General features: G+C 44.4%; 24 protein-coding genes. 12 read left to right on the top strand and 12 right to left on the bottom strand.

From position 1 onward, the window contains the following. Positions 1-36: 36 nt before the first annotated feature. The 4 genes from B1K71_RS18600 to B1K71_RS18585 all read right to left on the bottom strand — a co-directional run bounded on the left by B1K71_RS18600 (position 37) and on the right by B1K71_RS18585 (position 4,008). A complete protein-coding gene (locus B1K71_RS18600; protein ID WP_077329642.1) occupies positions 37-1,041 on the bottom strand; it encodes a sensor histidine kinase in 1,005 nt (334 codons plus the stop codon). Next, positions 1,038-1,730 carry a response regulator transcription factor gene (locus B1K71_RS18595; RefSeq protein WP_077329640.1) on the bottom strand — a complete coding sequence of 231 codons (693 nt, stop codon included), beginning with the start codon at positions 1,728-1,730 and terminating at the stop codon, positions 1,038-1,040. The genes B1K71_RS18600 and B1K71_RS18595 overlap by 4 nt, the downstream gene beginning before the upstream one ends. 112 nt (positions 1,731-1,842) lie before the next feature. Further along, complete coding sequence (locus B1K71_RS18590; protein WP_077329638.1) at positions 1,843-2,628, bottom strand: 3-hydroxybutyrate dehydrogenase; 786 nt, start codon at positions 2,626-2,628, stop codon at positions 1,843-1,845. 30 nt (positions 2,629-2,658) lie between these two features. Then, positions 2,659-4,008, bottom strand: a complete 1,350-nt coding sequence (locus tag B1K71_RS18585) for an MFS transporter (RefSeq protein ID WP_175631970.1) — start codon at positions 4,006-4,008, stop codon at positions 2,659-2,661. 149 nt (positions 4,009-4,157) lie between these two features. Between B1K71_RS18585 and B1K71_RS18580 the strand changes: the two genes are divergently transcribed. Beyond that, entirely contained in the window at positions 4,158-4,772 is a 615-nt protein-coding gene (locus B1K71_RS18580; protein ID WP_077329634.1) for an NUDIX hydrolase, read from the top strand. Positions 4,773-4,815: 43 nt separating this feature from the next. On the opposite strand, the gene B1K71_RS18575 is transcribed toward B1K71_RS18580, so the two are convergent. Continuing rightward, a complete protein-coding gene (locus tag B1K71_RS18575; RefSeq protein WP_077329625.1) occupies positions 4,816-5,418 on the bottom strand; it encodes an undecaprenyl-diphosphatase in 603 nt (200 codons plus the stop codon). Between the two features lie 211 nt (positions 5,419-5,629). Next, the gene (locus tag B1K71_RS18570) at positions 5,630-6,841 is read right to left on the bottom strand and encodes a DUF346 domain-containing protein (RefSeq protein WP_077329622.1); all 1,212 of its coding nucleotides are present in this window, start codon (positions 6,839-6,841) and stop codon (positions 5,630-5,632) included. A 224-nt stretch (positions 6,842-7,065) separates the two neighbouring features. Between B1K71_RS18570 and B1K71_RS18565 the strand changes: the two genes are divergently transcribed. Then, positions 7,066-7,536 (top strand): DinB family protein, encoded by a 471-nt coding sequence (locus B1K71_RS18565; protein WP_077329620.1) that lies wholly within the window; start codon positions 7,066-7,068, stop codon positions 7,534-7,536. 63 nt (positions 7,537-7,599) lie between these two features. Here the strand turns inward: B1K71_RS18565 and gdhA are convergent, their stop codons facing one another. Then, positions 7,600-8,982 (bottom strand): NADP-specific glutamate dehydrogenase, encoded by a 1,383-nt coding sequence (gene gdhA, locus B1K71_RS18560; RefSeq protein WP_077329618.1) that lies wholly within the window; start codon positions 8,980-8,982, stop codon positions 7,600-7,602. 223 nt (positions 8,983-9,205) lie between these two features. Then, positions 9,206-9,424, bottom strand: coding sequence for a hypothetical protein (locus B1K71_RS18555; RefSeq protein WP_077329616.1), 219 nt, complete (start codon positions 9,422-9,424; stop codon positions 9,206-9,208). Between the two features lie 172 nt (positions 9,425-9,596). Here B1K71_RS18555 and cbpA point away from each other — a divergent pair, with 172 nt between their 5' ends. The 6 genes from cbpA to yhbH all read left to right on the top strand — a co-directional run bounded on the left by cbpA (position 9,597) and on the right by yhbH (position 16,428). Then, positions 9,597-10,223: a cyclic di-AMP binding protein CbpA gene (gene cbpA, locus B1K71_RS18550; RefSeq protein ID WP_077329614.1), complete on the top strand. Its 627-nt coding sequence runs from the start codon at positions 9,597-9,599 to the stop codon at positions 10,221-10,223. 461 nt (positions 10,224-10,684) lie between these two features. Further along, positions 10,685-11,275 carry a YpjP family protein gene (locus B1K71_RS18540; protein ID WP_077329610.1) on the top strand — a complete coding sequence of 197 codons (591 nt, stop codon included), beginning with the start codon at positions 10,685-10,687 and terminating at the stop codon, positions 11,273-11,275. Positions 11,276-11,484: 209 nt separating this feature from the next. Next, positions 11,485-12,651 carry a TraB/GumN family protein gene (locus B1K71_RS18535; protein WP_077329608.1) on the top strand — a complete coding sequence of 389 codons (1,167 nt, stop codon included), beginning with the start codon at positions 11,485-11,487 and terminating at the stop codon, positions 12,649-12,651. A 63-nt stretch (positions 12,652-12,714) separates the two neighbouring features. Continuing rightward, positions 12,715-13,002 carry a hypothetical protein gene (locus B1K71_RS18530; protein WP_077329606.1) on the top strand — a complete coding sequence of 96 codons (288 nt, stop codon included), beginning with the start codon at positions 12,715-12,717 and terminating at the stop codon, positions 13,000-13,002. Positions 13,003-13,161: 159 nt separating this feature from the next. Beyond that, positions 13,162-15,057 carry a PrkA family serine protein kinase gene (locus B1K71_RS18525; protein WP_077329604.1) on the top strand — a complete coding sequence of 632 codons (1,896 nt, stop codon included), beginning with the start codon at positions 13,162-13,164 and terminating at the stop codon, positions 15,055-15,057. Positions 15,058-15,255: 198 nt separating this feature from the next. Further along, positions 15,256-16,428, top strand: coding sequence for a sporulation protein YhbH (gene yhbH, locus B1K71_RS18520; protein WP_077329602.1), 1,173 nt, complete (start codon positions 15,256-15,258; stop codon positions 16,426-16,428). Between the two features lie 15 nt (positions 16,429-16,443). Here yhbH and B1K71_RS18515 read toward each other — a convergent pair whose 3' ends face one another. After that, complete coding sequence (locus tag B1K71_RS18515) at positions 16,444-16,794, bottom strand: hypothetical protein (RefSeq protein ID WP_077329600.1); 351 nt, start codon at positions 16,792-16,794, stop codon at positions 16,444-16,446. A 187-nt stretch (positions 16,795-16,981) separates the two neighbouring features. Between B1K71_RS18515 and B1K71_RS18510 the strand changes: the two genes are divergently transcribed. Both B1K71_RS18510 and B1K71_RS18505 read left to right on the top strand, forming a co-directional pair. Continuing rightward, positions 16,982-18,391: a SpoVR family protein gene (locus B1K71_RS18510; RefSeq protein WP_077329598.1), complete on the top strand. Its 1,410-nt coding sequence runs from the start codon at positions 16,982-16,984 to the stop codon at positions 18,389-18,391. Positions 18,392-18,501: 110 nt separating this feature from the next. Continuing rightward, a complete protein-coding gene (locus B1K71_RS18505; RefSeq protein WP_077329596.1) occupies positions 18,502-19,260 on the top strand; it encodes a hypothetical protein in 759 nt (252 codons plus the stop codon). Between the two features lie 53 nt (positions 19,261-19,313). On the opposite strand, the gene B1K71_RS18500 is transcribed toward B1K71_RS18505, so the two are convergent. Genes B1K71_RS18500 through B1K71_RS18490 form a run of 3 tightly spaced genes read right to left on the bottom strand, consistent with a single transcriptional unit; the run spans position 19,314 to position 23,291 of the window. Next, on the bottom strand, positions 19,314-20,546 hold the full coding sequence (locus B1K71_RS18500) for a dicarboxylate/amino acid:cation symporter (protein ID WP_077329594.1): 1,233 nt from the start codon (positions 20,544-20,546) through the stop codon (positions 19,314-19,316). Positions 20,547-20,569: 23 nt separating this feature from the next. Beyond that, positions 20,570-20,860 carry a hypothetical protein gene (locus B1K71_RS18495; protein WP_077329592.1) on the bottom strand — a complete coding sequence of 97 codons (291 nt, stop codon included), beginning with the start codon at positions 20,858-20,860 and terminating at the stop codon, positions 20,570-20,572. Positions 20,861-20,900: 40 nt separating this feature from the next. Next, positions 20,901-23,291: an immune inhibitor A domain-containing protein gene (locus tag B1K71_RS18490; protein ID WP_175631969.1), complete on the bottom strand. Its 2,391-nt coding sequence runs from the start codon at positions 23,289-23,291 to the stop codon at positions 20,901-20,903. A 250-nt stretch (positions 23,292-23,541) separates the two neighbouring features. Here B1K71_RS18490 and B1K71_RS18485 point away from each other — a divergent pair, with 250 nt between their 5' ends. Further along, entirely contained in the window at positions 23,542-25,197 is a 1,656-nt protein-coding gene (locus B1K71_RS18485; RefSeq protein WP_139343361.1) for an FAD-binding dehydrogenase, read from the top strand. A gap of 147 nt (positions 25,198-25,344) precedes the next feature. Further along, complete coding sequence (locus B1K71_RS18480) at positions 25,345-26,397, top strand: fatty acid desaturase (protein WP_077329588.1); 1,053 nt, start codon at positions 25,345-25,347, stop codon at positions 26,395-26,397. Positions 26,398-26,428 lie beyond the last annotated feature (31 nt).

Below are 26,428 nucleotides of genomic sequence, written 5' to 3'. Positions count from 1 at the left end.
TTTCCGAACAAAAAAGCAAAGCATGTGACATTTTCGTCACATGCCTGTCAGCTTCAGAAATTCATTTTTGTTCGGGAAGGTAAGAATGAAGGATGTGCCTTCTCCTGGCTGGGATTGGACATCAATATGAATGCGCATGACATCTGCCACTTTTTTCGTTAAATAGAGGCCCATTCCGGTTGATGCATGATCAGCATGGTTATTTGTCGACGTAAACCCTTTTTCAAAAATACGCGGAAAGTCCTTTTGGTCAATCCCGCGGCCATCATCGCGAATTTCCAGTTTCGTCAGTTGGTCTTCGGAAAAAGAATGGATGGTAATATCGGAACCTTCACTATATTTCAGGGCATTCGTCAACAGCTGTCTGATGATGAAGCTGAGCCATTTGGCATCACTGATCACCGTTGGAACGTCCAGGGAGATGTCAAAGCCAATCCCCTTTTGCAGACACCATGATTTCAAATCCCGGATTTCATGATGGAGTATTGGTTCCAATTCAACCGTTTCCACGTACAGGTCGTTCTGCATAAACGGAATTCGCTTCTGGTGGAGCTGCTGATCCAGAAGCAGATGGATACGCAGCCATTCATACATAAGCTGTGATTTGAAGGAGGAGTGTTCCATCCGGTCAATCATCAGCTGCATGGCGGTCAGCGGTGTTTTGACATCGTGAATCCAGGACATAAGCTCATCTTTTTCCTGGTCGACACTTTGACGGTTTTCGGAAATATCCTTTGTGTATTGATCCGTTTGCAAGGTTATGCTGTTTTCAACGATTTTTTCAAAAGGACTTTCAGCAGGTTCCACCGTTGTCAGGTCATACGATTTATCCCAGTTGTTCAGGCTTTGGTAAAAACTAGTTTCTTTATGGTAGCGGATGAAGAAAAAGATTGTAAAAATAATCAGGGAAAGAAACACGATATAGAGAAGCGATCTGAAAGGAATCGTTGGATCAATCGCCGCAATAAGCAAGGTTACTGCCTGAAGCGTGATAATCAGCAGAATCCAGCTGCGTCGTTCTTTCAGGTATGTTCCAATCATATTTGTTCCCCTTCCAGCGCGATATACCCCTGTCCGACTTTGGTTTCAATATATTTTCCGAGACGCAGTGTTTCCAGCTTTTTGCGCAGCCGGTTAACGTTGACCGTTAATGTATTGTCACTGACAAATCGCTCATCATCCCATAGATAGGTAATCAGTTCCTCTCTGCTGACGATTTGATTTTTATGTTCAATCAGCACTTTTAAAATAAACATTTCATTTTTAGTAAGCTCGATTTCACCATCATCATTGGCGACTGTGTTATTGGCATAATTGACGTTGGCACCGCACCATGTTCTGAGTTCAATCGTATGTTCCGTGTTGTAGTTGTACACCCGGCGCAGGATGGCCTGGACTTTGGCAATCAGCACATCAAAATGGAACGGCTTTTGAATGAAATCATCCGCTCCCATCTGCATGGACATCACCATATCTGTCGGGTGGTCACGTGATGACAGAAATATAATCGGCACATTGGAATGGGAGCGAATCAGCCGGCACCAATGAAACCCGTCAAATTTGGGCAAGGTGATATCGATGATCACCAAATCAGGCTGGATGTCCGTGAACTCCTTGATGACATTTCCGAAATCCCGGACGCCATGTACATTATAGGACCACTGTGCTAAGCGGTCGCGTATTTCGTTAAAAAGTGTCCTGTCATCTTCAATCAGCAAAATCGTAGACATCTTCATCTCACCACACTATTTAAAATTCCAAGGCAATGGGAAGGAATCGGTCCTTCCGCAAAAAATACACTTCTTTGCGAGGGAAACGAATCCCCGCCAATCTATCACCAGGTCATTGCGCCGTATACCCGCCATCTAAAATAACCGCTTGGCCTGTGATGCCTTTTGCTTTACTGCTGGCAATGAAGACGGCATAATCAGCGATTTCCTGGACGTCAAGGAGCCGGTGCTGCGGAACAAGCGGATAAATGACTTCTTCCATTACCTTTTCAACCGGAATATCCCTTGTTTCGGAAATTTCCTGCAGCTGGTTTTGCACGAGCGGGGTGTCGACGTAACCGGGACATAATGCGTTTACGGTAATGCCGTCAGCTGCACCTTCCAGCGCGGCGACTTTTGACAGTCCGATCAGCCCATGTTTGGCAGTGTTGTAGGCGGCCTTGCCGGCGAATCCGATGACACCATTGATGGATGCCATATTGATAATGCGCCCGTATCCTTGTTTCCGCATGATCGAAAAAACTTTTTTTATCGCTATGAAAGGTGCAGTAACCATTATCTTTTGCATCAGCTCGAATTTTTCAGTTGGAAAATCTTCAATTGCCGCTACATGCTGCAGTCCTGCATTATTCACCAAAATATCAAGCTGGCCGTACACTTCAATGGTCCTGTCAATACCCGCAGTGAGCTGCCCCTCATTGGTCACATCACACGCCAGTGCCATTGCATCATGCCCGTTTTCCTTCAATTCTTCAGCAGCCTGATGTGCTGCATCTTCTTTCAAATCGGAAATAACTACTTTTGCCCCTTGTTCAGCAAATTCCCGGGCAACCTCAAGGCCAATTCCGCTGGCAGCTCCGGTGACAAAAGCAACTTTCTGATTCAGAATCTTATCCATTGCGAATCCCTCCAATTAATATATAGTGTATCAGTTTTGTACAGCGGTATCACGCGGCATCCGGATGGAAAGAAACAGGGTGAATGCGCAAAATACCAGGCTGATGGCTGCTACAATATGAAAGTGTGCCACATCGATAGTGTCGTTAAAAAATATACCGAGCAGCGCCGTCGATAAAATTGCTCCCAAATAGCGGCTTGTTTGGAATAATCCGGAGGCAGCACCCGTTTTTTCCGGATCAGCGAATCGGAATAAGGATGTCTGCATACCTATATTGTTAAAGCCGTTGCTGATACCGATGACAGACATTACGCCGAGCAGTCCAAGCAATGGTGTTGTTTCATGCACAGTCAGAAGAAGTGCCGTTCCAGCCGTCAGGGCGATTGCACCTGACAGTACTGCCGGTTTCGATCCATGCAAATCAATCCACCTGCCTGCGAGCGGTGCCACAATGACACCAAATCCGGCCATTGCCAGCATAATCAGCCCGGTCGTTCCCCCGCTGTAATGCCGGACCTGCTGCAGAAAGGTTGGCAGTCCGTAAAAGTAACAGTAGTAGACCAGGTTAATGCTGATGAACTGTGCATAGACGAGCAGTACATTTTTATTGCTTTTTAATGCACTGAGATCAATGAACGGTTCTGTTTGCCGTTTTTCATAAAAATAAAATAAAACCGTAGCGGCTATGAAAATCGGCATCGTCCAGTACCGTATTTCTCCTTTTAAGGAAAGCAGAAACAGGATCAAAAAGACAATGAAAACTGTAAATAAACCAATTCCGCCAAAATCTATCCGGCCAAGTGTCAGTTTACCGCCGCTCTGTTTTGGCAAAATAAACAGTGCCATCAGGAATGAAACAACAATGAATGGCAGGTTTACGAGAAAAATTGCTTCCCAGTCAAATCCTTCGATAAGAAAACCGCCGATTGTTGGCCCAAACGCTGCAGAAACGGATGAAAAAACGGCCAGCACGGACAGTGCCCGGGCTTGTCCCGTGGTGATGTAATTGCGTACCATGGACATTCCACTCGGGAACAGGGATGAACTTCCAAGTGCCTGCAGTGCACGGCATCCGAGCAGCCAGCCGAAATTTGCGATTAATGGTGCAAGAGCGGAAGACATGGCGACAAGAACCAGTCCGGTCAAAAATAGTTTTTTCTGCCCGAACATATCCCCAAGCTTTCCCATGACAGGCTGCCCGACAGCACTGACCAGATAGAAAATGGAGATCAGCCATGTTGCACTGGCAAAAGAAAGATCCAGTACATGCTGGAGCCGGGTGAGTGCTACTGAGATCATTGATGAGTTTAATGGATTGAGCAATGTGCCGAGGCTGATGGTGAAAACGAGCAGCCAAGGTTTTTTAATCGTGTTTTTCATGTAAAAGACTCCTGCTTTGTAATACGAATCTAGTATGTTTCCCATTCTACATGAAAGGACAGGGGAATTTCTTGTTTTAAAGCTTGAAAAGACTGTGTAAGTCTCGCGCATGTTATACTGGGAAATATAGATAATCCGGGGGTGAACATATGGATTTGGAAGCCATACAGCATAAATTGGAAAAGCACTCCCCCACCGTATTGGGTATTGAGCAATTTTCCAAGTATGCGGTTTTGCTGCCGCTTATACAAAGAGAAAATGGGATTCATGTTTTATTTGAAGTCCGTTCACACAAAATGCGGCGACAGCCAGGGGAGATTTGTTTTCCGGGAGGGCGAATGGATCCGGTAGATAAAACCGACCAGGACACCGCCGTTCGGGAAACATCCGAAGAACTGGGGATCGATGCGGGACAGATTACCAATGTTGCTCCGCTTGATTTTCTGATTACTCCTTTTGGAATGATTATTTATCCGCATGCAGGGCAGATTCACCATCCGGAAGCTATCCAGCCGAACCCCTCCGAAGTCGATGAAGTGTTCGAGGTACCACTGTCCTTTTTCCTGGAAAATCCACCTAAAGTGCATTATGTACAGGCCAGGATGGAACCGGAAGCAGATTTTCCTGTGGAGCTTTTGCCGGGCGGGGAAGATTATGATTGGCGCCCACGGAAAATAGAGGAATTATTTTATGTGTACGGGGATAAAGTAATCTGGGGGCTGACTGCTAAAATATTGACTCATTTTGTGGGGCTGATTCGGTGAGATCATTACCTGCAATGAAAAATAGCCACCCTGATCCGGGTGGCTATTCGTCCCCCTTTGACTTAACTTTCGCCGGGACAATCCGCCGCTCAATAGATTCATAGCGTTTCAATATGTTCCACATAAATTCGGTGTTGGATACGAGCAGATACATTGCCAACGCAGCTGCAATTCCGATCAGTGCCCCTGTAAGGACATCCCCAGGATAGTGAACACCGGCCCAAATACGTGACAGACCTACTATTGATGCCAGCAGCAACCAAAGGACGCCGCTTCGTTTATAGAAAAGGAAAAACATCGTACAGAATGAGAAAAATAGAATGGTATGGTCGCTTGGAAACGAGTTATCTATCTCATGAGCTATTAATTGATTTACATTGGCAAGTTCCGCAAATGGCTGGTGGTTGCTGTACAAGAGCCCTGCGATTTCCGCAGCAATTTCAGCAACTATGAACGCGATACCTGCACAAATAACCATCATCCGGATTCGTTTGTTTCCCGTAAACCACATAATCAGAACCCCAAGTGCTAGAAAAAGCACCATATATTCCGCAATGAAAGTGACTGCTGGATTCAAAAAGGCTATGTCTTTGCCTAAATTATTGATCATCCGGAAGAGTTCAACATTCCATTCATGTATATTCATTGATTGATAACCTCCTTATAATGAAGAATAGTTTAGCAGAAACAGCCAGCGGGGAAAATTAATTTCTCTTACCTTAGGCTTACATTGCTAGTCGCTCCCCTTTGGATTGTTTACTCCCGGGAAAATATAATCCGTCCGCAATAAATATTTTTTTTAAAATAAAAAAGGAGCTGCCCCAAAATGCTGGTGCAGTTCCTTTTAATCCGGCATATTACTGATTGCGGTACAGATGGATTAAATCCTGGTTCTGTCCGCGTGCAAATACATCGGTTCGGTTTGGCCCCCATGATACGGCTGCAGGCGAGGAAGTTAAATTGCCGCCGAGATTCTCCCAATTGGACCAGCTGGAACCATTCCACGTTCGTTTGTAAAGTCTGTTGCCTGTGCCTCTTACAAATACGTCCAGTTGATTTGGTCTTCGGGATGACACAGCCGGACCGCTTGTTAAAGTACCGCCAAGGCTCTCCCAATCGCTCCAATTGCGTCCATTCCACCATTTATGGATTAATTGGTTATTTTGTCCTCTGGCAAATACATCAATCCGGTTTGGATTCCATGATACAGCTGCCGGTTCGGAAGTGAGATTGCCGCCTAAATTGACCCAGTCTCCCCAATTTGAACCGTTCCACGACCTCATATAAAGATTGTTACCCGATCCTCTGACAAACACATCTAATTGATTTGGCCTGCGTGAAGACACGGCCGGGCTGCTCGTTAATGTTCCGCCGAGGTTTTCCCAATCACTCCAGCTGCGGCCGTTCCACCATCTGTGATAAAGTCTGTTACCGGTGCCTCTGGCAAACACATCAATCCGGTTTGGCCCCCAGGAAACAGCGGCTGGTGCAGAAGTGAGTGATCCATCAAGATTATCCCAGCCGCTCCAGTTGCGTCCATTCCACCATTTATGATAAAGATTGTCGCCGGTGCCCCGTGCAAACACATCAAGGCGGTTTGGCTGCCATGAGGAAACGGCAGGAGCGGATGTAAGTGTACCGCCAAGGCTTTCCCAGCCGCTCCAGCCTTGACCGGTCTCACCGCCGCCGCCTCCGCCAATCAAATTCAGCACAATCTGAATAATTCGGATGAGAACCTGGTCCAGCCGGTTTTTGGAAATCGGATAATAGTTAAACAGAAACCCGATCCATGGCACCTGTGACTGGAATTGATTGTAAATTTGGTTTGCAGACTGGTTTGTATTACCTTGGTTGAGTGTATACCCGGCTACAAGGGAAAAAAGATAATCAGATAGTCCCCGGTTCAGTCCTTCCCGCTCAAGTTGTGTGTATAAATCACTGTGCTCAGTACGGATGGTTTGCATCACTTGCTGCAGACTGGGCTGCTGTCGCATATCCATTGGGGCAGATGGAACTGCATGATAATATGTCGGATCGTACGACTGATTGTAATTTGGATATTGATACATCATTATACCTCCCATTTTTGTACAGAATTATCATATGCATAACTGGGCGATGTGGGGATTAATTTTGGGAAAATCGTGGGCCATAAGCTGTTATCCCGGTCCGGGGGTGATAAAGGGGGAATCCGGATAAAGTCCATCAGTATACTGCATTTTAATTTACAAAAATTTCGGAAAAGGTGTAAAATAGGGGGTGTAAAAAATTTTCGGGAATGGAGGATTTTTTGATGAGCACAAGGAATGAGATTGTGGAAGGCTGGCTGAAGCATCGATTCGTAGTACACGATCTGCTGAAGCTGGTTGATGATAAGGATGTGGAATTTAAACCGTGGGATGGTGCATATACGCTTGGCGGACTGGCAGTACATATTGCAACATCAATGGATATGTTTGTCAAAACGGTGTTGAACGGTACATTCACTCCGCCGCAAAAGGAAGATGATTTTAAAACCATTGCGGACGTACGTGAAATTGTCAGTAAGTATACAACGATAACGACAAGGGATTTAAAGTCACTTTCTAAAACGCAGCTGACAGAGGAAGTGGAATTTAATAAGGAAAGTGCTCCGGGGAGTTTTTGGCTGTCCAATGCCATTGACCATGAAGTGCATCACAAAGGCCAGCTGTTTACGTATGTACGGATGACCGGCGCGGAAAAGGTGCCATTCTTCATGAAACATCCGTCTGAATTACGGTAAGAGATACATTTCTGAAACCATAAAGAGGCTGACCCGCCATTGCGAGTCAGTCTTTTCAAGTTTTTATACAACGCCCTGGGCAATCATGGCATCGGCTACTTTAAGAAATCCTGCGATATTTGCACCTGCTACCAGATTTCCGGAAGTTCCATACTCCTCCGCGGAGCCCATGCTTTTCTGATAAATATCTTTCATGATTTCCTGCAGCTTGAAATCCACTTCTTCAAAGGTCCAGGAAATTTTACTGCTGTTTTGGGCCATCTCCAAAGCAGAGACTGCCACACCACCGGCATTGGCTGCTTTTCCAGGTGCGAAAAGAACACCTTCCTCAAGGAACAAATCAACAGCTGCGTGTGTACATGGCATGTTCGCTCCTTCACCGATTGCCTTAACATTGTTGGCGATCAGTTTACGAGCCGCATCCTCATCCAGCTCATTTTGTGTCGCACAAGGCAAGGCAATGTCACATGGAATATCCCAAATATCTGTACAGTTATCGGAATAATGCGCATTCGAATGTTCTTTTACATATTCACAGATTCGTTCGTCGCCGGTTTCTTTCAGTCGCTTAACAGTTTCAAGACAAATACCATCCGTGTCAACGATGAAACCGTCTGAGTCACTGCATGCGATGACATTTGCTCCCAGTTGCTGGGCTTTTTCAATTGCATAAATCGAAACATTGCCAGATCCGGAAATAACAACTGTTTTATCCTTAAGGTCAAGATCATTATGCTGCAGCATTTCCTGTATGAAATAAACAACACCGTATCCGGTTGCTTCTGTACGTGCCAGGCTTCCGCCGAAATCGATGCCTTTTCCGGTCAGAACTCCGGGCTCGAATCTGCTGCGCATTTTTTTGAACTGGCCGAACATGAACCCGATTTCCCTGGCGCCAACACCGATATCACCGGCAGGCACATCGGTATCCGGACCAATATGTTTTGATAATTCTGTCATAAAACTTTGCGTAAACCGCATGATTTCCAGTTCAGACTTTCCTTTCGGGTCAAAGTCTGACCCACCCTTGGCACCTCCAATGGGCTGACCGGTCAGGGAGTTTTTAAAAATCTGTTCAAATCCGAGAAATTTTATGATGCTGTTATTGACTGAAGGATGAAAACGGAGGCCGCCTTTATACGGTCCGATCGCATTGTTGAATTGTACCCGAAATCCACGGTTCACCTGTACATTGCCTAAATCATCAACCCATGGCACTCTGAATGAAATAATCCGGTCCGGTTCCACCATGCGGTCCAGAATACTGTAATCCATATATTTTGGATTTTTTTCAAATACGGGGATAAGGGAATCAATAATTTCCTTCACTGCCTGTAAAAATTCCGGTTCATGCGGATTACGCGCCTTTACTGTTTCAAAAACTTGTTCCGCATATTCTGTTGCGCGATTGCTTTTGGTTTCCTGCTTACCGTCTAATGCTTTCATACAGTTCCTCCTTTATGAATTCAGTTAAAAAAGTGGTTTAGTATCGGGTTAAAAGGGTAGTATTTAATTGTCAGATGAAAAGAGAGCCGGCTGTCAAGCTGGTTAATAATACAAGGTAAGATATAATTATACACTAAAATTCTCAAAACTTCAAAAAATGTTATTGGGAAGTGTTGTATAGTACGGATTGTGAGTTTTAAGAAGCGGTTAAACGGATGTATGTTTATGAAGGAATATGCATTGCTGTAAAATAAAAAGAATCGTTTTCCTTTTGATGCGGATAACGATTCTTGTGCTTTGTCCGGTATACATAATCTTTTTTTGTTTTCGTTGTCCGGGTTCGTAAATCGTGTTCTGCAAATGGACTTCGCGCCGTTTGCGGATCCATTCTGCCTTCACGGATTCGTTTTTGCCGTATTTTGGCAGCCTTTGATCTGGCCATGCATATCACACTCCATATTATAATAGATTGATAAAGCTACATTTTCACAATACCTGATAACAGATACGGTATCAACCGTATTTATGTGGATGTAATAATTTTCCCTTTATTGCAATTATAGTGAAAATATAGGAAAATGAAACATAGTACACAATAGTGGGAGGCTGAAGAAATGCTCGTTAAAAATGATTATGTGCAAAAACGTGATGTTGTTTATGTAAAAGAAACTGACCAAATGGATGACGTTTTGAAAAAGCTGGAGGAATCGGGATACCGCTGTATTCCCGTATTGGATGAGTCCGGCAGCAAATTTGTCGGCAATATATATAAGGTTCACTTGCTCGAATATGAAAAGGAACACGCCTTGAGTGAACCGGTTAAAGCTCTTGTGAAAGATTCGGATGGCTATGTAAAGGAAGATGATGCTTTCTTCCGTGTATTTGCCGCCATCAAGCGACTGCCATATTTGGCATTGCTCAGCGACGATGATGAATTCAAAGGTATTGTTACGAACGGAAATGTCATTCAGGTACTGGAAAATGCGTGGGGAGCAAACAATGGAAGTTATTCATTGACCATCGGCACTATCGAATATTCCGGTGCATTACGGAAGATGCTTAAAATCGTTAACAAATACTGCAACGTGCAAAGTGTTATTTCACTAAATAACAATTCCCTGTATGTCCGGCGCGTCTGCATTGTACTGCCGGAAGAAGTAACAGAAGACACAATGAATAAGGTTACCCGTGATCTGGAAAAAGGTAATTTCACCGTAACGGACGTTGAGCAACTGAATTAGTGATCCGGATTTGGATGGAAGGCTTGCTGTGGAGGCAAGTCTTTTTTGCGTTTTTTAGAGAGCGGCTGTATATCGCGCCCTGGGAATTTGGTGATTGTTCGGCCGGTCTAGCATCTTGGGTAGGTGCTGGCGTTCGGTGGATTACAGCGGTAATCGTGAATTCTTCGGCGGCAGCGGATTGGGCTACAGCGGTAATCGTGGATTCTTCGGCGGCAACAGCCCAGACTACAGCGGTAATCATCGAATGTTCGGCGGGGGTAGCGTATTGGGCTATAATATCTCCCCGAAATGTTCAGCAACCAAGTATTCTTAAAACAGTACCTTATGCAGCTAAACTGTCTACAGTAATTTTTCCTCTGATCCAATGAATATTCTGTTAAAATTCTAAAATTTTATAGACATTTTCTATGAACATGGTAAAATTTTATATGAATACATATAAAAGATGAGGGGAAAATCGTATGAAGGTCTGGCTTCGGAAATTATCGGTTATTTTAATAGCAATTATGACGCTCGGAATTTATGTTCCGACTGCTCATCTGAATACGGAAGCTGACGGGGCAAATGAAGCAGTCAGTACACCTTCCGAGGCGGATTCCGACGATACGATTGCTGTTGATGTATCAGAGCCCTCCGAAGTGGATGAGGCCACCTCCCTGATGCATCGGATTACCGGGAAGGCGAAAGAACAAACCTTTATGAAACTGGGAACGCGAATCAGCGACCAAATAGATGCTGAATTTGAAGAAGATATTTTACCAAAAATTGAAGCATCCCTCAGCATGATTCTGGCGGAAGCGGGAAATGATAATCTCCCATACTATGGAATAACCGAATACCCTTCAAGCGGTTTCGGCGAAAAAATTTTCAATGTATATGATAACCGGACCGGCAAAGATATAGCCAGATTTCATGTGCGACGTGATAATCGGCCGCTGGAGGGATACTGGTTCAATTTTCATTATCATTTACACAATGATGGGTTCGAAACGCATCACGAAATCGGGGAGATCTACTGGGATAAAAATATTCCGCCGAAATGGATGTCCTGAACAAACAAAAGCCTGGCCCACACACCGGGCTTTTAATGTCTAGCTCCAGCGCCCAGCAACTAGCAAACTTCTCATCCCTCACTACGATAAGTCAACATCGGTTCGCTTCCAGCTCACCGTGTTTCCTTTATCTCATTGCGGAGTGCTCCAGTTTGTACGTTGCTAAACGGGCGCTTGCGCTTTTCTAATTTCAAAAAGGAAGGTACGTTATGCCGGAAGAGAACATTACGCGAATAGATTTGGATGGAAAAGAATTGATTTTGATTGGTACAGCCCACGTATCGAAACATAGTGCGGAACAGGTGAAGGATGTCATTGATCGTGAGCAGCCGGATTCTGTCTGTATTGAATTGGATGCACAGCGGTATCAATCGATGATGGATGGCAATAAGTGGAAGGATATGGACATCTTTAAAGTGATTAAGGAAAAGAAGGCAACATTGCTTTTAATGAATTTGGCCATTTCTTCCTTTCAGAAACGGATGGCGAAACAATTTGGCATTAATGCCGGTCAGGAAATGATGCAGGGAATTCAGTCTGCTGAGGAAACGGGTGCAGAGCTTGTGCTTGCTGACAGGAACATTCAAATAACCTTTTCACGCATTTGGCGCAATATCGGATTGCGGGGCAAAGGGGTTCTCCTGATGCAGGTGATTGGAAGTATTTTCAGTAAGGAAACGATTACGGAAGAAGAACTGGAGAAAATGAAGGAACAGGATATGCTTAATTCCATGCTGCAGGAGTTTACTGAGCATTTTCCGAAGCTGAAGACGCCGTTAATTGATGAGCGGGATCAGTATCTGTCGCAGAAAATTAAGGATGCACCCGGAGATAAGGTTGTTGCTGTGCTTGGTGCGGCACATGTTCCCGGGATCAAGCAGGAGATTAACCGGGATCATGATTTGGACAAGCTGAACCAACTCCCGCCGAAATCAAAAGTACCAAAAATAATTGGCTGGACAATACCGGTCATCATTATTGCCATGATTATTTTTACGTTTAACGTTAATCCGTCAGCAGGTTTGCAGCAAACCATTACATGGGTGCTCTGGAATGGGTCATTATCCGCACTTGGTGTTGCGATTGCCTTGGGACATCCGCTGGCAATTCTGACGGCTTTTGTGGCAGCGCCAATAACATCGCTCGATCCGATAACCGCTGCCGGCTGGTTTGCAGGGTTTGTGCAAGCCTATTTTCGCCGGCCTCATGTATCCGATTTTGAGAAGCTGGCAGATGACGTCTTCAGTCTAAAAGGGTTTTGGCACAACAAAGTAACCCGGATACTGCTCGTAGTTGTCATGGCCAATCTCGGCAGCTCCCTGGGCACCTTTATCGGAGGCGCCGACGTCGTCAGGCTGTTCTTCCAGAATTTATAGATGCCTGGCACCACCCGGATTTTGTCGAATTTCCTTTAACGCATTTCACATTGGAGTGATGATATGAAGCTGATCGCAAAACAGCCGTATGTCAAGGTTCAACGGGTTGTGAACAGCATCGAACAGAAAGATATTGAAGAAGAGCGTGTGTTATATCTGTATGATGAGAAGGTCGTATCCGAACATCACGAGTTCCCGATCCAGAACATATTGGATATGTCGTACCGGACAGTCGGCAGTAAGGGCGGCCTCCTTTATTTGCACACCATAAAAGGAATCTACTCCTATACCGTCAAGACTTCACCGGAAGCTTTTATAGGAGCCTGGCACCACCCGGATTTTGCTGAATAATGTCGAACACGTTGATGATCCGTGTTCGACTTTTTTTATTGGCTGATTTTCTTCCGTTAATTAGGTTGCTTTTATACAGCAGTGGTTAAAAGTTGTCAGCATGTTAAATAAGCCTCTTGCATAAGCTTTAGTAACCGCATCCTAGTTGGAGGGAAGTTAATGGATATACTAAACAAAGTGAAGAGCCACAGGGAAGAAGAAAACCGTTTACGATGGGAAGGCACCTTTGCGGAATATCTGGAGATTGTGAAGGAACGGCCGGAAGTCGCCCAGACGGCTCATTCGCGGGTTTATAATATGATCAAAAGCTCTGGTATAAGCGAACGAGATGGAAGAAAGATGTACCGGTTTTTTGGCGAAGGTATTTTTGGACTGGAGGACGCCATGGAGCGGCTCGTCGAAGAATATTTTCATCCCGCGGCGAAACGGCTTGATGTACGTAAACGGATTTTGCTTTTAATGGGACCAGTCAGCGGCGGGAAATCAACCATTGTCACGATGCTTAAACGCGGCCTTGAAGCCTATTCCAGAACAGATGAAGGTGCTGTATATGCGATTAAGGATTGCCCGATGCATGAAGATCCATTGCACCTCATTCCAAAGCACTTACGCGAAGATTTTTATAAAGAATATGGCATACGGATTGAAGGAAGTCTGTCTCCATTAAATTCAATGCGTCTGGAAAAGGAATACGGCGGCCGTATCGAGGATGTTAAGGTGGAACGCATCTTTTTATCTGAAGATAAGCGGACAGGTATTGGTACATTCAGCCCGTCTGACCCGAAATCACAGGATATTGCTGATTTGACGGGAAGCATCGATTTTTCAACGATTGCCGAATATGGTTCCGAATCAGACCCCCGTGCATACCGCTTTGATGGTGAATTAAACAAGGCAAACCGCGGCATGATGGAGTTTCAGGAAATGCTGAAATGTGATGAGAAATTTCTATGGCACCTATTGTCATTGACCCAGGAAGGTAACTTTAAGGCAGGCAGATTTGCACTTATTTCAGCTGATGAACTGATTGTGGCGCACACAAACGAAGCGGAATATCGGTCCTTCATTTCCAATAAAAAGAACGAGGCACTGCATTCCAGGATAATTGTGATGCCGATACCGTATAATCTGCGCGTTAGTCAGGAAGAACGCATTTATCAAAAAATGATTAAGGAAAGTGACATGGCGCATGTTCACATTGCACCGCATGCACTGCGGGTTGCTGCAATATTTTCTATTTTGACAAGGCTGGAGGACTCCGGCAAGCAGGGTGTTGATGTGGTTAAAAAGATGCGCCTGTATGATGGCGACAGTGTGGAAGGGTATGATCAGCTCGATGTTGATGAGTTGCGCAAGGAGTTTCCGGAAGAAGGCATGAATGGCATCGATCCGAGGTATGTTATCAACCGGATTTCATCAACGATTATTCGCAAGGAAGTCCCGTCCATTAATGCATTGGATGTGCTTCGTTCCCTGAAAGACGGTCTTGACCAGCATCCATCCATTTCTGATGATGATAGGGAAGACTATATGAACTATATTTCTGTTGCACGGAAAGAATATGATGAAATTGCCAAAAAAGAAGTACAGAAGGCGTTTGTCTATTCGTATGAGGAATCGGCTAAAACGCTGATGGATAATTATTTGGATAATGTTGAGGCATTCTGCAATAAAACCAAACTGCAGGATCCGCTCACAGGTGAAGAAATGCAGCCGGATGAAAAATTAATGCGTTCCATTGAGGAGCAAATTGGGATTTCGGAAAATGCCAAGAAAGCATTCCGCGAAGAAATTCTTATCCGTATTTCTGCGTATGCACGAAAAGGAAAACGTTTTGACTATAATTCACATGAGCGGTTGAGGGAAGCAATACAGAAGAAATTATTTGCCGACCTGAAGGATGTTGTAAAAATAACCACGACATCTCAGACACCGGACGAATCACAATTGAAAAAAATTAATGAAGTGATTGCAAGGCTGATTGATGAGTACGGCTATAACTCAACATCTGCCAACGAACTGCTGCGCTACGTCGGCAGCCTGCTGAATCGTTGAGCACCGCATGCCTTAAAAGCATCCAATAACAAGACTGATGAAATATCCGGTCTTGTTATTTTTTTACAAAAGATTATTCGACAGGTGGCAGGCACCACCCGGATTTTGTCGAATAACATTTGGTTTGTATGTGTGCATAGACACGTTCGGTGCTGTCTGCATATGCTATGTATTAAAACTATTAGAGGAGGGGAAAACATGCGGGAAGAGAAGGAAAATTTTGTTGTCTCCGAGGAAGACTGGTCCCTCCATCGCAAAGGGTTTCAAGATCAGAAACGGCATATGGATAAGGTGAAAGAGGCAATTCGCGATAATTTGCCGGATTTGGTCAGCGAAGAAAATATCATTATGTCAAATGGGCGGGATATTATTAAAATTCCTATCCGGTCATTGGACGAATATAAGATTCGCTACAATTACAATAAATCAAAACACGTCGGCCAGGGAGACGGGGACAGTGAGGTGGGAGATGTCATAGCCCGGGATCCGAATGGCAATGAGCAGGGAAATAGCGGGTCTGGCAAAGGAAAACAGGCCGGGGATCAGCCGGGGCAGGCTTACTATGAGACGGAAGTATCGATGGCTGAACTGGAAGAGGTCCTGTTCAGGGAAATGGAGCTGCCGGATTTGCGGGAAAAAGAACAGAATGAAATCAAAACAGAAGAAGTCGAATTCAATGATGTACGCAAAAAAGGGCTGATGGGCAACATTGACAAAAAACGCACCATATTGACAGCGCTTAAACGGAACGCAACAGAAGGGGATCCAGGCATTACCCCGATCCGTAATGACGATTTGCGGTTCAAGACATGGAATGATGTGGTCAAACCGGAATCCAAAGCCGTGGTATTGGCAATGATGGACACAAGTGCATCGATGGGATCATTTGAAAAATATTTGGCCCGAAGTTTCTTTTTCTGGATGACGAAATTTTTACGGACGAAATACGAGATGGTGGACATTGCCTACATTGCACACCATACTGAAGCGAAAGTTGTCCCCGAAGAGGCGTTTTTTTCCAAAGGGGAAAGTGGCGGGACGATGTGTTCATCCGCATACAGAAGGGCATTGGAACTTATCGATGAAAATTACCATCCGGTACGCTATAATATTTATCCTTTTCATTTTTCAGATGGTGAAAATATCACATCCGATAATCCGCAATGCATGACGCTTGTCAACCAATTAATGGATGTATCAAACATGTTCGGATATGCGGAGGTGAACTCCTATAACCGGCAATCAACACTGATGCGCGCATACCGTGATTTTGAAAATCCGAAATTCCATCATTATATTTTGAAAGAAAAACAGGATGTGTATCACGCGCTGAAGCACTTTTTTCAAAAGAAGGAAGCTGCCGGTGTATGATTCACGACTTATTTACTAAGCCAGTTCAATCTTATACACCCCGCGCGATGTACTGATTAAAAAATGGATTCCGTCAAATTCATACAGCGAATCGTCTTCAATGGGAATTTCATACAGTGATGACGGAAGGACCTGCCCGGCATCGGTGGTATCGGTCAGTATACTGCCGGTGCCGTTTAATTGCAGTGCATGCAGCGGTTCATAGTCATCAAGTCTTCTTGTGTTGGCGGCATAGGTAATGTTGTCCAGCGCTATAATCGTCTCGTCCAAATCGTCCAGTTCCATTTTTGAAATTTTAATCGTTTGGCCATTCCACTGATTAAGCAGTTCATTGAATTCCTCAATTGATAAAAATGCTTGTTGCATTATAATCATTCCTCCTGGCGCTTAGTGTTGCCCAGGATTGGTCGTTCATGCTGGTAAAATTTTGATGCAGCACAATAGAACGATTGAGGTATGAATTCTTGATCCATGGTCAAATTTCAATGCGGAATGTCATAGACTATACCATGTTCATCGGAAAAATAGCCGCGGACACTAGGGAGGGGTTAATTTGACAGATACAAAAGCTCTGAATAGGGCGATTGACGAGATAACGGAAATTGCATCAGGATTCGGGCTTGATTTTTATCCAATGCGTTATGAAGTATGCCCGGCTGATATCATTTATACCTTTGGAGCATATGGAATGCCGACAAGATTCAGTCACTGGAGCTTTGGAAAACAATTTCATAAAATGAAGCTGCATTATGATTTGGGGTTAAGCCAGATATATGAACTGGTGATTAATTCCAACCCATGCTATGCTTTTTTGCTTGATACGAACAGTTTAATTCAAAATAAACTGATCATCGCACATGTGCTGGCACACTGTGATTTTTTCAAGAATAACATCCGTTTTTCCAATACACGGCGGGATATGGTGGAGAGCATGACAGCAACGGCCGAGCGGATCGCGGATTATGAGATGACATATGGAAAAGATGAAGTGGAGCGTTTTTTGGATGCTATATTGTCTATTCAGGAACATATCGATCCGTCATTAACACGGCAAAACAGAGCAGAAAATGATACGGACAAGAAAGAAGAGAAAAAGCCGAACATCAAAACGCCGTACGATGATTTATGGAATCTGGATCGGAAACCGGAGATGGAGAATAAAACGAAACGATTGCCAAATAAAAAATTCCCGCAGCAGCCGGAAAAAGACCTGCTCCTGTTTATTGAGGAACACAGCCGGGATCTGGAGGACTGGCAGCGGGATATCCTGACCATGATGCGGGAGGAAATGCTTTATTTCTGGCCGCAGCTGGAAACAAAAATCATGAATGAGGGATGGGCCTCATACTGGCATCAGCACATCCTGAGGGAAATGGATCTGACAACAGACGAGGTGGTTGAGTTTTCAGCGCTTAATGCAAGTGTTGTGCAGCCATCCAGACAGCAGATTAACCCGTATTATCTTGGGGTGAAAATGTATGAAAATATTGAGGCGCGTTATAACAACCCGACAGAACGAATGCGGGAACTTGGCGTAGAACCGGGATCAGGCAGGGAAAAGATCTTTGAAGCAAGGGAAATTGAGTCGGACATTTCCTTTATCCGCAATTATTTAACAAAAGAAATGGTCCAGGAAGAAGATATGTATTTATTTGAAAAGCAGGGAAATGAATATCGGATTTCAGATAAAGATTACGAAAACGTCCGGGATCAGCTTATTTCAATGCGGCTGAATGGAGGCTTTCCGTACATTTATGTGGAAGACGGCGATTATTTGCGAAGCGGTGAGCTGTATCTGAAGCATGGATATGAGGGAATGGAGCTTGATCTGCATTACCTGGAAAACGTTCTGCCTTATATTTATCAACTTTGGGGCAGAAATGTCCATATGGAAACAGTGGTGGAGGAAAAACGTACATTGTTTTCGTATAATGGTGAGCGGATGAGCCGCCGTTATTTATAAACAGGAAGAGTCTGGTGATACAGCCAGGCTCTTTTTACTGGATAAATGTCCCGACTTCGATCTTTCAGCATAGGATAATAGGGTAATCTGCTAAGGGGACGTGAAACCTTATGGGACTATTTTTGAATAAAGCGGAGCATCCGAACGTTTTCAGAAATAAACAAACGATTGAAGAGCCCAATCAAAGCTATTTTAAACTGGATTATTTTGCTGAACTGGTAAAGGAACAGAAACAGGTGAACAGCAAGCTGTTTAATTCGTTTCGAAGTCTTGAATCCATGTATGAACAACAGAAAAATTCACAGGCTGCACAGTGGAAGGAAATTAACAGTCAGTTGCAGTCTTTGGTGGAGAAAAGTTTTCAGCATGAGAAATTCGAAAGTCAAGCAATGGAGTGGTTAACCGTGTTAGACCGGAATAATGCAGAGATACAGCGTTTGATGGAAGATGAAAACATGTTTAAACAAGAAATTGCAGACCGTATCGAAAGTTTGCGTCAATCCAACCAGGAGATCGTGAATAAGCTGAATCATTATGGTTCGTCCAATCAAAAGCTGGCAGAAGAAATGGGTGAACTGGCGGGTCTTCATAAACAAATGACAGAAACGTTCGCGAAACAGGATGATCATCAGAGTCAAGTGATGGATCGGCTGGAAAACCAGGAGGCATTGATGGAAAAAACACTCAGACAGGTCAGCAACTTCCGGTCTATTTTGTTTGAGCGGACCAACTATATTGCAGAACGGATTGAGAAGAGCTACAACCTGACGTCATCATATGTGTATAAATTGATGACCGGATCTGAACAGCCGCTTACTCTCTATATGGATGAGCGGAAGAAGGCGGAAAGCGAAAATAAGGGAGAGTAAATCTATTACATGTAAGTTGCTGGAACGTTGTGAGCCAAAAAAGCCAGCGGAAATCATCCTTCATTTCCCTGGCTGTTTTTCTTTTCGGATTTATTAATAATACTCGTTCCAACAAGATCGCCGGTTACATTTAAGCCGGTACACCCCATTCCAACCAATACGTCGATAGCGGTCAGCAATCCGACTGCTTCCATCGGCAGTCCCAGTTGGGCAAAAACAGTAGCAATCATAATAATACCTGCGCCTGGCACACCTGCAGTACCTACAGATGCCAATGTTCCAATCAGGACGACTTGCAGGATGTCCGTAAAGCTGAGCGGGTCACCGATGATATTTGCCGCAAACACTGCTGATACGGCGATACGGATTGCAGCCCCGTCCATATTGATGGTCGCACCAAGCGGAAGACTGAAGCCATACAGACTTTTGGACAAGTTCATATTTTTGGCTGCCTGAAGTGTGATAGGCAGCGTACCTGAACTGCTTTGCGTTACAAAGGCGGTGATCATTGGTGTCCGTGCTTCACGGAAGAAATCGTTAAGGTTTATTTTGGCCAATAGCATAAAAATAATATAAAATCCAATCTGGACAATGAGTGCAGCATAAAGAACCAATACCATATTCCCGAGCGACAGCAATGTATCCACGCCTTGGTTGCCGACAACCTCAGCTACAATTGCAAATACCCCGACAGGAATGTAATGAATGATGACTTTCATAATATTCATTGTCGCTTCATTTAAACCGCTGACAACGTTATAGACACTTTCGCCAAGCTGTTTATATTCCTGTGATGATCGTAATGCAGATATGGCCATACCAAATGCAATAGCAGTAAAAATGATGCCGAGCAAATTAAGTTCACTGAATGCTTTTATAATATTTTCCGGGACAATGTTCAACAGCACGCTTGTAACGCCCGGATTTTCAGGTGTTTTGAATTCTTCGTTCGTATTCAGGGTCATACCGGTTCCCGGATCAAAAATGCTTGATACGGCAATTCCGGTGATGATTGCCAGGGCAGAGGTCGCGACATAGTAGATAAATACCTTTCCGCCCATCCTTCCAAGACTGCTTAAATTGGTTTGGTTCACTCCGACAATCAGTGTGAATAATACGAGCGGAACAATCAGGAATTTTAAAAGACGGATCAGCAAATCCCCGAATGGTGCCAATACAGCGGCATCTTTGCCGAACAGCAGCCCGACTGCAATCCCAAGTATTAAAGCCACAGTTATTTTTAAAATAAGTGAAGACTCTATATATCCGTGCCAGAGTGCCTTCATTATTGTACCCTCCATTTTGTTTTTCATATATTCCCATAAAAATAATCAGGATTGTGTATAAACATACAGCACTGCACACATGCTGTCAAAAACAATGCAAATACGAGAAGGAAAGGTGTAAGATGGCTGTTCAGCCAATTTGTAATTGTGACTGCTTCGACGGATTCGTTGGCAACTTGAGCCAAAACGGTGAACATTTGAGCTGAATCTGTGGCAACTTGAGCCAAAACGGTGAATATTTGAGCCAAATCTGTAAGAACTTGAGCCAAAACCGATTCTATAACAAAATAGAAGTGGCGAATTTTTAAGTACAAAAAAACTGCCCCCAGCATAGCTGAAGGCAGTTTTCATAGATTACCTGTAAATCATGATATCACTGACCGTGTTATCTTTACTTTGTCCGATAACACGGAAGTTAAGACCGTATTCCGGAACATTACGCCCTGCATCAATGATTGGTGCATTGCTCCAGTCGGCACTGTCATGGAAGACAGGGGTACGCTTGGTAAAGTTATCTTTCAATGTAACGCCAAGCAGGTCTGTATAATCAAGGAACATTTTCTCTGTTTTATCCAGACTGAATGCTGCATCATGCATCTGATAGCTTGTGGAAGCTACGGTATGGTCGCTCCAGTATAGTGTGTGCTGATCGGCATCAACTACACCAAGGAAACCGTCGCCTGGATGAATACCGGTCCAGTTGTTTTCATATGCTTTATCCACATACCATACAACAAGACCCGGATCAAAGCTCATCACGCTGTCGCCGCGGGCAATGTGAGCAAGCCCTTCATCCACACCATTGTGTGTTCTCCATTCAAGTAAATAGTAATGTTCTGTATAGTATTTACCATCATGCTTTTCAAAGCCATTCAGGTTAAATGCCGGATCGCCTTCTGCACCGTCAAAGAAGACTTCACTTCCATCGGCAGTTACAGTTACATTGTCAGCAAAGAAACCGTCCAGTGATGAAGCCCAGTCTGTCATGGAACGGAATTGAATTTTAATTTCCTGTCCGGCATATTCGCTGATATCAATTGATTCATGAATCCAGCCGTCACTGGAACCAGTGTAGCCAGGCAGGTTTTCTTTAATAGCAGGGTATCCATTCGGATCAATGGTTGAGCTGGTTCGGTCAGTGTAAAGTGAATTCCATGTTTCACCGCCATCAGTTGAAACCTGAACCATCGCATAATCCCAATTTTTCTCAATGTTGTACCATGCATCAAAATCGAGTGTAGCGTTTGTCGCATCACTTAAGTCTACTGTTGTTACCATTTTATGATCTGTTTCGTCACCTTTACCGCCGTAGTATTCATACTGGCCTTCAGCAGGTGTGTTCAGCACATTCAGCTTGTCAGGCAAGTTAACTCGGACTGCATCATTGTTAGTGCCTTTTGTCACGGCTTCATCAAGCAGTACAGATAAACCATCACCTGTTACTTGACTTGCATCGATTGTCGTTCCGCTTAACCAATTGCCGCCATGCAATGATTGCAGCATTTCTTTGGCATACGCGCTCATGCCGGGTGGTTCTGTACCAGGAACAAGTCCTGCCCAGCTGCCGCTTGACATCAGTGACCAGTAGGAAATCGGTTCACCGGCACCACTGTATTGCGTATCATATTCATCCGGCAATCCAAGGTCATGGCCGAATTCGTGGGCAAAAACGCCAGCAGCACCATCTTCAGGTTCAATTGTATAATCGTAAGCTGCCAGCTGACCGTCAAAACGATCACTGTCTGATTCGCCGCCAGGTACTGCAATCAGTCCGCCAAGGTTCCAGCGGTGTGACCAGATTGCATCGCCGCCAAGGGATCCCCCGCCAGCTTCTTCACCGACACCGGCATGAATTACCATCAGATGGTCTATGATACCGTCCGGCTCAGCGTAAACACCGTCACCATCATAGTCATCGCGATCCCAAACATCATATTCACTTAAATCAACATTTGGATCTGCACCGGCTTTCGAAAGTGCTTCATATACAAGTTCGCGTGGACGGGCATCACTGCCATCCGGAGCAGGAATGTTGCCACCGTAGTATGCTGCCGGGTGGTCAGCTGTATACCAGCCTGCGACCGTACCGTCAACCGTATAGCTGCCTCCTGATTGCTGCTCATAATATTGCTTCATGGAAATCAGGTTTTTACCGTGTGGACCTTCATAACCATTTTCGCCAAAAATCATATCCTGGAAATGATCATGTGTGTAATTCTCATACCACATATCTGTTTCTTCCGGAGTGATTGAGCTTTTTTCATAATCCGGATAGTCGATGGCAAGTACGAGAACTTTGTCTTCACGAACGTCACCGTTATACTCTTCCTCAACAACGGAAGTAACCTTATTTTTCTTGGCTTGTCCCAATTTGTTACCGTTTCCACTTGTCAGACCATTGCTTCCTTTGTCTGGTGTACCAGGTAATTTTGCATTCATAATTGATGGAAGATCATCTTTTGTTGATTTACTATGTTTAATTTTTGATTTTAAGTATTTGTCCAAAGCCTTTTCTGCTTGCTTGCGTGTTGCATTTTCTTTAATCGTGCCATTTTCTTTCAGCATTTCGATTAGTTTTTCATCATTTGCAACACCTGGATCCATGGACGACCCTTGTGCTGGAGTAACTTTAGATGATAAATGAGTGCCTGGGTCTTTTGATGCAAGTGTTTCCGCGTTTACTGTTCCTAGTCCTAAAGAAAGGACCATTGCAGTGGAAATGAGTAAGCCTTTCTTCAATACCATAAAACTCCTCCTGTCTTTTTTTAATAACTTTCGGAATTCTCTTTATGTACCCCCTTTACTTGCAAACTCTATTAATCTCGCACATATTAATGATATAGTCTTGAATGAATATTGTAAATATTTTAAATGGATTATGACAAAAATAGTGAAATTATACCTAGATTCGACATAGGTATTTAGAATTACGAACGAAATTGTCATTTTGCGTTTTGACTATTCCAATAGATTTATATGCAAAGGAGGGATGTACGTGGGTCAAGATGTGATTGTCGTAGGGGCTGGGCTTGCCGGGTTGGTTGCAGCAAATGAATTGGCGAGCAGTGGTAAAAAGGTCCTCTTGCTTGATCAGGAATCGGAAGCATCACTCGGCGGACAGGCATGGTGGTCATTCGGGGGATTATTTTTAATAGATTCACCTGAACAACGCCGAATGGGGATAAAAGATTCCAGAGATTTGGCATGGCAGGATTGGCTGGGAACAGCAGGCTTTGATAGGGAGCAGAATGAGGATTATTGGGCACAAAGATGGGCACGAGCATATGTTGACTTTGCATCAGGTGAAAAACGGGCATGGCTTCGTGATCTGGGCATCCGTTTTTTTCCGGTTGTCGGCTGGGCTGAACGAGGCGGCTATGATGCACAGGGACATGGTAATTCCGTTCCCCGTTTTCATATTGTCTGGGGCACTGGTCCGGGTATTGTTGCACCATTTGAACAACGCGTCCGGGATCATATAAAAACCGGAATGATAGAATACTTGCCGCGTCACCGGGTGGATGATCTGATAACGGCGAATGGTGCAGTTACCGGTGTCAGCGGATCAGTGCTTGAAACGGATACTTCCGGACGCGGGGAAGCAAGTTCACGGGTGATAGTGGGTACATTCGAATTTTTCACGGAGGCGGTTGTGGTTGCCAGCGGCGGAATCGGTGCCAATTTTGAATTGATTCGTCAAAATTGGCCGGAACGACTTGGTACGCCGCCGGAACAGATGATTTCCGGGGTGCCGGAACATGTTGACGGACGGATGCTGATGATTACGGAAAGAGCGGGCGGACGTGTTGTGAACCGTGACAGGATGTGGCATTACACGGAGGGAATCAATAATTGGAATCCGGTTTGGAAGAAACATGGAATCCGTATTCTGCCAGGACCATCCTCACTATGGCTTGACGCGGAAGGAAATCGATTCCCCGCACCGAACTTTCCCGGCTTTGATACGCTCGGTACATTGGAAGCTATTCAAAAGACCGGATACAGCTATTCGTGGTTTATTTTAACGCGGAAAATTATTGAACGGGAATTTGCTTTATCAGGGTCTGAACAAAATCCGGATCTGACCGGGAAAAGCATTACGAAACTATTAAGCCGTGTGCTTCCGGGGGCAACAGGTCCTGTCAAAGCCTTTATGGAAAAGGGGGAGGATTTTGTTGTTGCGGACAACATTCACAACCTTGTAATTGGGATGAACCGTTTGGCGGGACGAAAGTTGCTGGACATGGAAAAAGTTAAACGTTTGGTTGAAGCCCGCGACAGGGAAGTTACCAATGCTTTTACAAAAGACTTGCAAATGACAGCGATTCGCGGGGCACGAAACTATTACGGCGATAAATTAATTCGGGTAGCTGCTCCGCACAAACTGCTCGATCGAAAAAATGGCCCATTGATTGCGGTTCGTTTGAATATCCTTAGCCGGAAAACACTTGGCGGACTGCAGACCAACTTGTCAGGCAATGTGCTTAATGCACAAGGTGAAGGAATTCCGGGACTTTATGCGGCCGGTGAAGTATCCGGATTTGGCGGTGGCGGGCTGCATGGATACCGCTCACTTGAAGGCACATTTCTCGGTGGATGTCTGTTTACAGGGCGCCAGACAGGAAGGGCAATCGTGGAAAAATTGTCATGATTAGAGGCAGCGAATTTGGTGTCGTGGATTTGAAATACATGACATTTGTCATACCCGTTCTTTGACATTTATGTCTTATCCAACTTATAAATTTTCCCTACAATTAGATTAGCATAAGTGAAAGTGTCTATTTTGGGGGAGGAAATTATGAGTAAGCAAAAACAGGCGCAATTAAAGAAGAGTGTAGCTTCATTTGCGACACCAGATACAAAAGCCAGTATTAAACAACTATTGAATACCCTATTGCCATTCATTTTCCTTTGGTATCTCGCATATCAAAGTTTATCTGTTTCGGTATGGCTGACATTTTTATTTGCTGTCGTGGCATCAGGGTTTGTGATTCGTATTTTTATTATCTTCCATGATTGTGCACATCAGTCTTTTTTCAAAAATAAGAGGGCCAACAGGATTGTTGGCACGATAACCGGAATAATTACGCTGTTTGCTTTTGAAAAGTGGAAGCGGAGTCACGCTATTCATCACGCAACGAGCGGTAATCTGGACAAGCGTGGAACCGGTGATGTATGGGTGATGACAGTGGAAGAATATGCTCAAGCATCCTTCCGGGGAAGACTGGCATACAGGCTTTACCGAAATCCGATTATCATGTTTGGTCTGGGACCGCTTTATCTTTTTTTACTGTCGAATCGTTTCAATCGAAAAGGGGCCAGGCCAAAGGAACGGTGGAATACGTATTTGATTAACGCCTCGGTTGTTATTATTTATGCGGCATTAATTTGGGCCATCGGGTGGCAGGCGTTTCTGATTATTCAACTGCCAATTCTGTTTATATCGGGTGCACTCGGTATTTGGTTGTTTTATGTGCAGCATCAATTTGAGGATTCCTATTTCGAAAATGAGAGCGAATGGGATTTCGTCAAGGCTGCAGTTGATGGCAGTTCCTATTATAAACTGCCAAAGGTTATCCAGTGGATGACGGGCAGCATCGGCTTTCATCATGTCCACCATTTAAGTCCGAGAGTACCTAACTATAAGCTGGAAGAAGCCCATGAATCAACACCGCCGCTGCAGAAGGCAACAACCATTACATTGGCATCCAGTCTGAAATCGATTCGTTTCCGATTGTACGATGAGGCGAACAAAAGGTTTGTCAGTTTTAAAGAAATGAAAGATATTTTGCGAAAAAGAAAATCGGGGATTCGGATTAGCCCCGGAAGAACAACTGTACAGGAAAAATAAATATTTTCCGGAATTGACCCTTTCTGAATTG

Origin of the sequence: Virgibacillus siamensis (assembly GCF_900162695.1) — a bacterium.
Taxonomy (GTDB): Bacteria; Bacillota; Bacilli; order Bacillales; family Amphibacillaceae; genus Lentibacillus; species Lentibacillus siamensis_A.
Note: the sequence above shows the minus strand (reverse complement) of the source record. Positions and strands in the feature narration are given on the sequence as shown.

Excerpts from the sequence above, each read along its gene's own strand:
- B1K71_RS18600 (WP_077329642.1), bottom strand. The coding sequence starts at position 1,041 with ATGATTGGAACATACCTGAAAGAACGACGCAGCTGGATTCTGCTGATT.
- B1K71_RS18595 (WP_077329640.1), bottom strand. The coding sequence starts at position 1,730 with ATGTCTACGATTTTGCTGATTGAAGATGACAGGACACTTTTTAACGAA.
- B1K71_RS18590 (WP_077329638.1), bottom strand. The coding sequence starts at position 2,628 with ATGGATAAGATTCTGAATCAGAAAGTTGCTTTTGTCACCGGAGCTGCC.
- B1K71_RS18585 (WP_175631970.1), bottom strand. The coding sequence starts at position 4,008 with ATGAAAAACACGATTAAAAAACCTTGGCTGCTCGTTTTCACCATCAGC.
- B1K71_RS18580 (WP_077329634.1), top strand. The coding sequence starts at position 4,158 with ATGGATTTGGAAGCCATACAGCATAAATTGGAAAAGCACTCCCCCACC.
- B1K71_RS18575 (WP_077329625.1), bottom strand. The coding sequence starts at position 5,418 with ATGAATATACATGAATGGAATGTTGAACTCTTCCGGATGATCAATAAT.
- B1K71_RS18570 (WP_077329622.1), bottom strand. The coding sequence starts at position 6,841 with ATGTATCAATATCCAAATTACAATCAGTCGTACGATCCGACATATTAT.
- B1K71_RS18565 (WP_077329620.1), top strand. The coding sequence starts at position 7,066 with ATGAGCACAAGGAATGAGATTGTGGAAGGCTGGCTGAAGCATCGATTC.
- gdhA (WP_077329618.1), bottom strand. The coding sequence starts at position 8,982 with ATGAAAGCATTAGACGGTAAGCAGGAAACCAAAAGCAATCGCGCAACA.
- B1K71_RS18555 (WP_077329616.1), bottom strand. The coding sequence starts at position 9,424 with ATGGCCAGATCAAAGGCTGCCAAAATACGGCAAAAACGAATCCGTGAA.
- cbpA (WP_077329614.1), top strand. The coding sequence starts at position 9,597 with ATGCTCGTTAAAAATGATTATGTGCAAAAACGTGATGTTGTTTATGTA.
- B1K71_RS18540 (WP_077329610.1), top strand. The coding sequence starts at position 10,685 with ATGAAGGTCTGGCTTCGGAAATTATCGGTTATTTTAATAGCAATTATG.
- B1K71_RS18535 (WP_077329608.1), top strand. The coding sequence starts at position 11,485 with ATGCCGGAAGAGAACATTACGCGAATAGATTTGGATGGAAAAGAATTG.
- B1K71_RS18530 (WP_077329606.1), top strand. The coding sequence starts at position 12,715 with ATGAAGCTGATCGCAAAACAGCCGTATGTCAAGGTTCAACGGGTTGTG.
- B1K71_RS18525 (WP_077329604.1), top strand. The coding sequence starts at position 13,162 with ATGGATATACTAAACAAAGTGAAGAGCCACAGGGAAGAAGAAAACCGT.
- yhbH (WP_077329602.1), top strand. The coding sequence starts at position 15,256 with ATGCGGGAAGAGAAGGAAAATTTTGTTGTCTCCGAGGAAGACTGGTCC.
- B1K71_RS18515 (WP_077329600.1), bottom strand. The coding sequence starts at position 16,794 with ATGCAACAAGCATTTTTATCAATTGAGGAATTCAATGAACTGCTTAAT.
- B1K71_RS18505 (WP_077329596.1), top strand. The coding sequence starts at position 18,502 with ATGGGACTATTTTTGAATAAAGCGGAGCATCCGAACGTTTTCAGAAAT.
- B1K71_RS18500 (WP_077329594.1), bottom strand. The coding sequence starts at position 20,546 with ATGAAGGCACTCTGGCACGGATATATAGAGTCTTCACTTATTTTAAAA.
- B1K71_RS18490 (WP_175631969.1), bottom strand. The coding sequence starts at position 23,291 with ATGGTATTGAAGAAAGGCTTACTCATTTCCACTGCAATGGTCCTTTCT.
- B1K71_RS18480 (WP_077329588.1), top strand. The coding sequence starts at position 25,345 with ATGAGTAAGCAAAAACAGGCGCAATTAAAGAAGAGTGTAGCTTCATTT.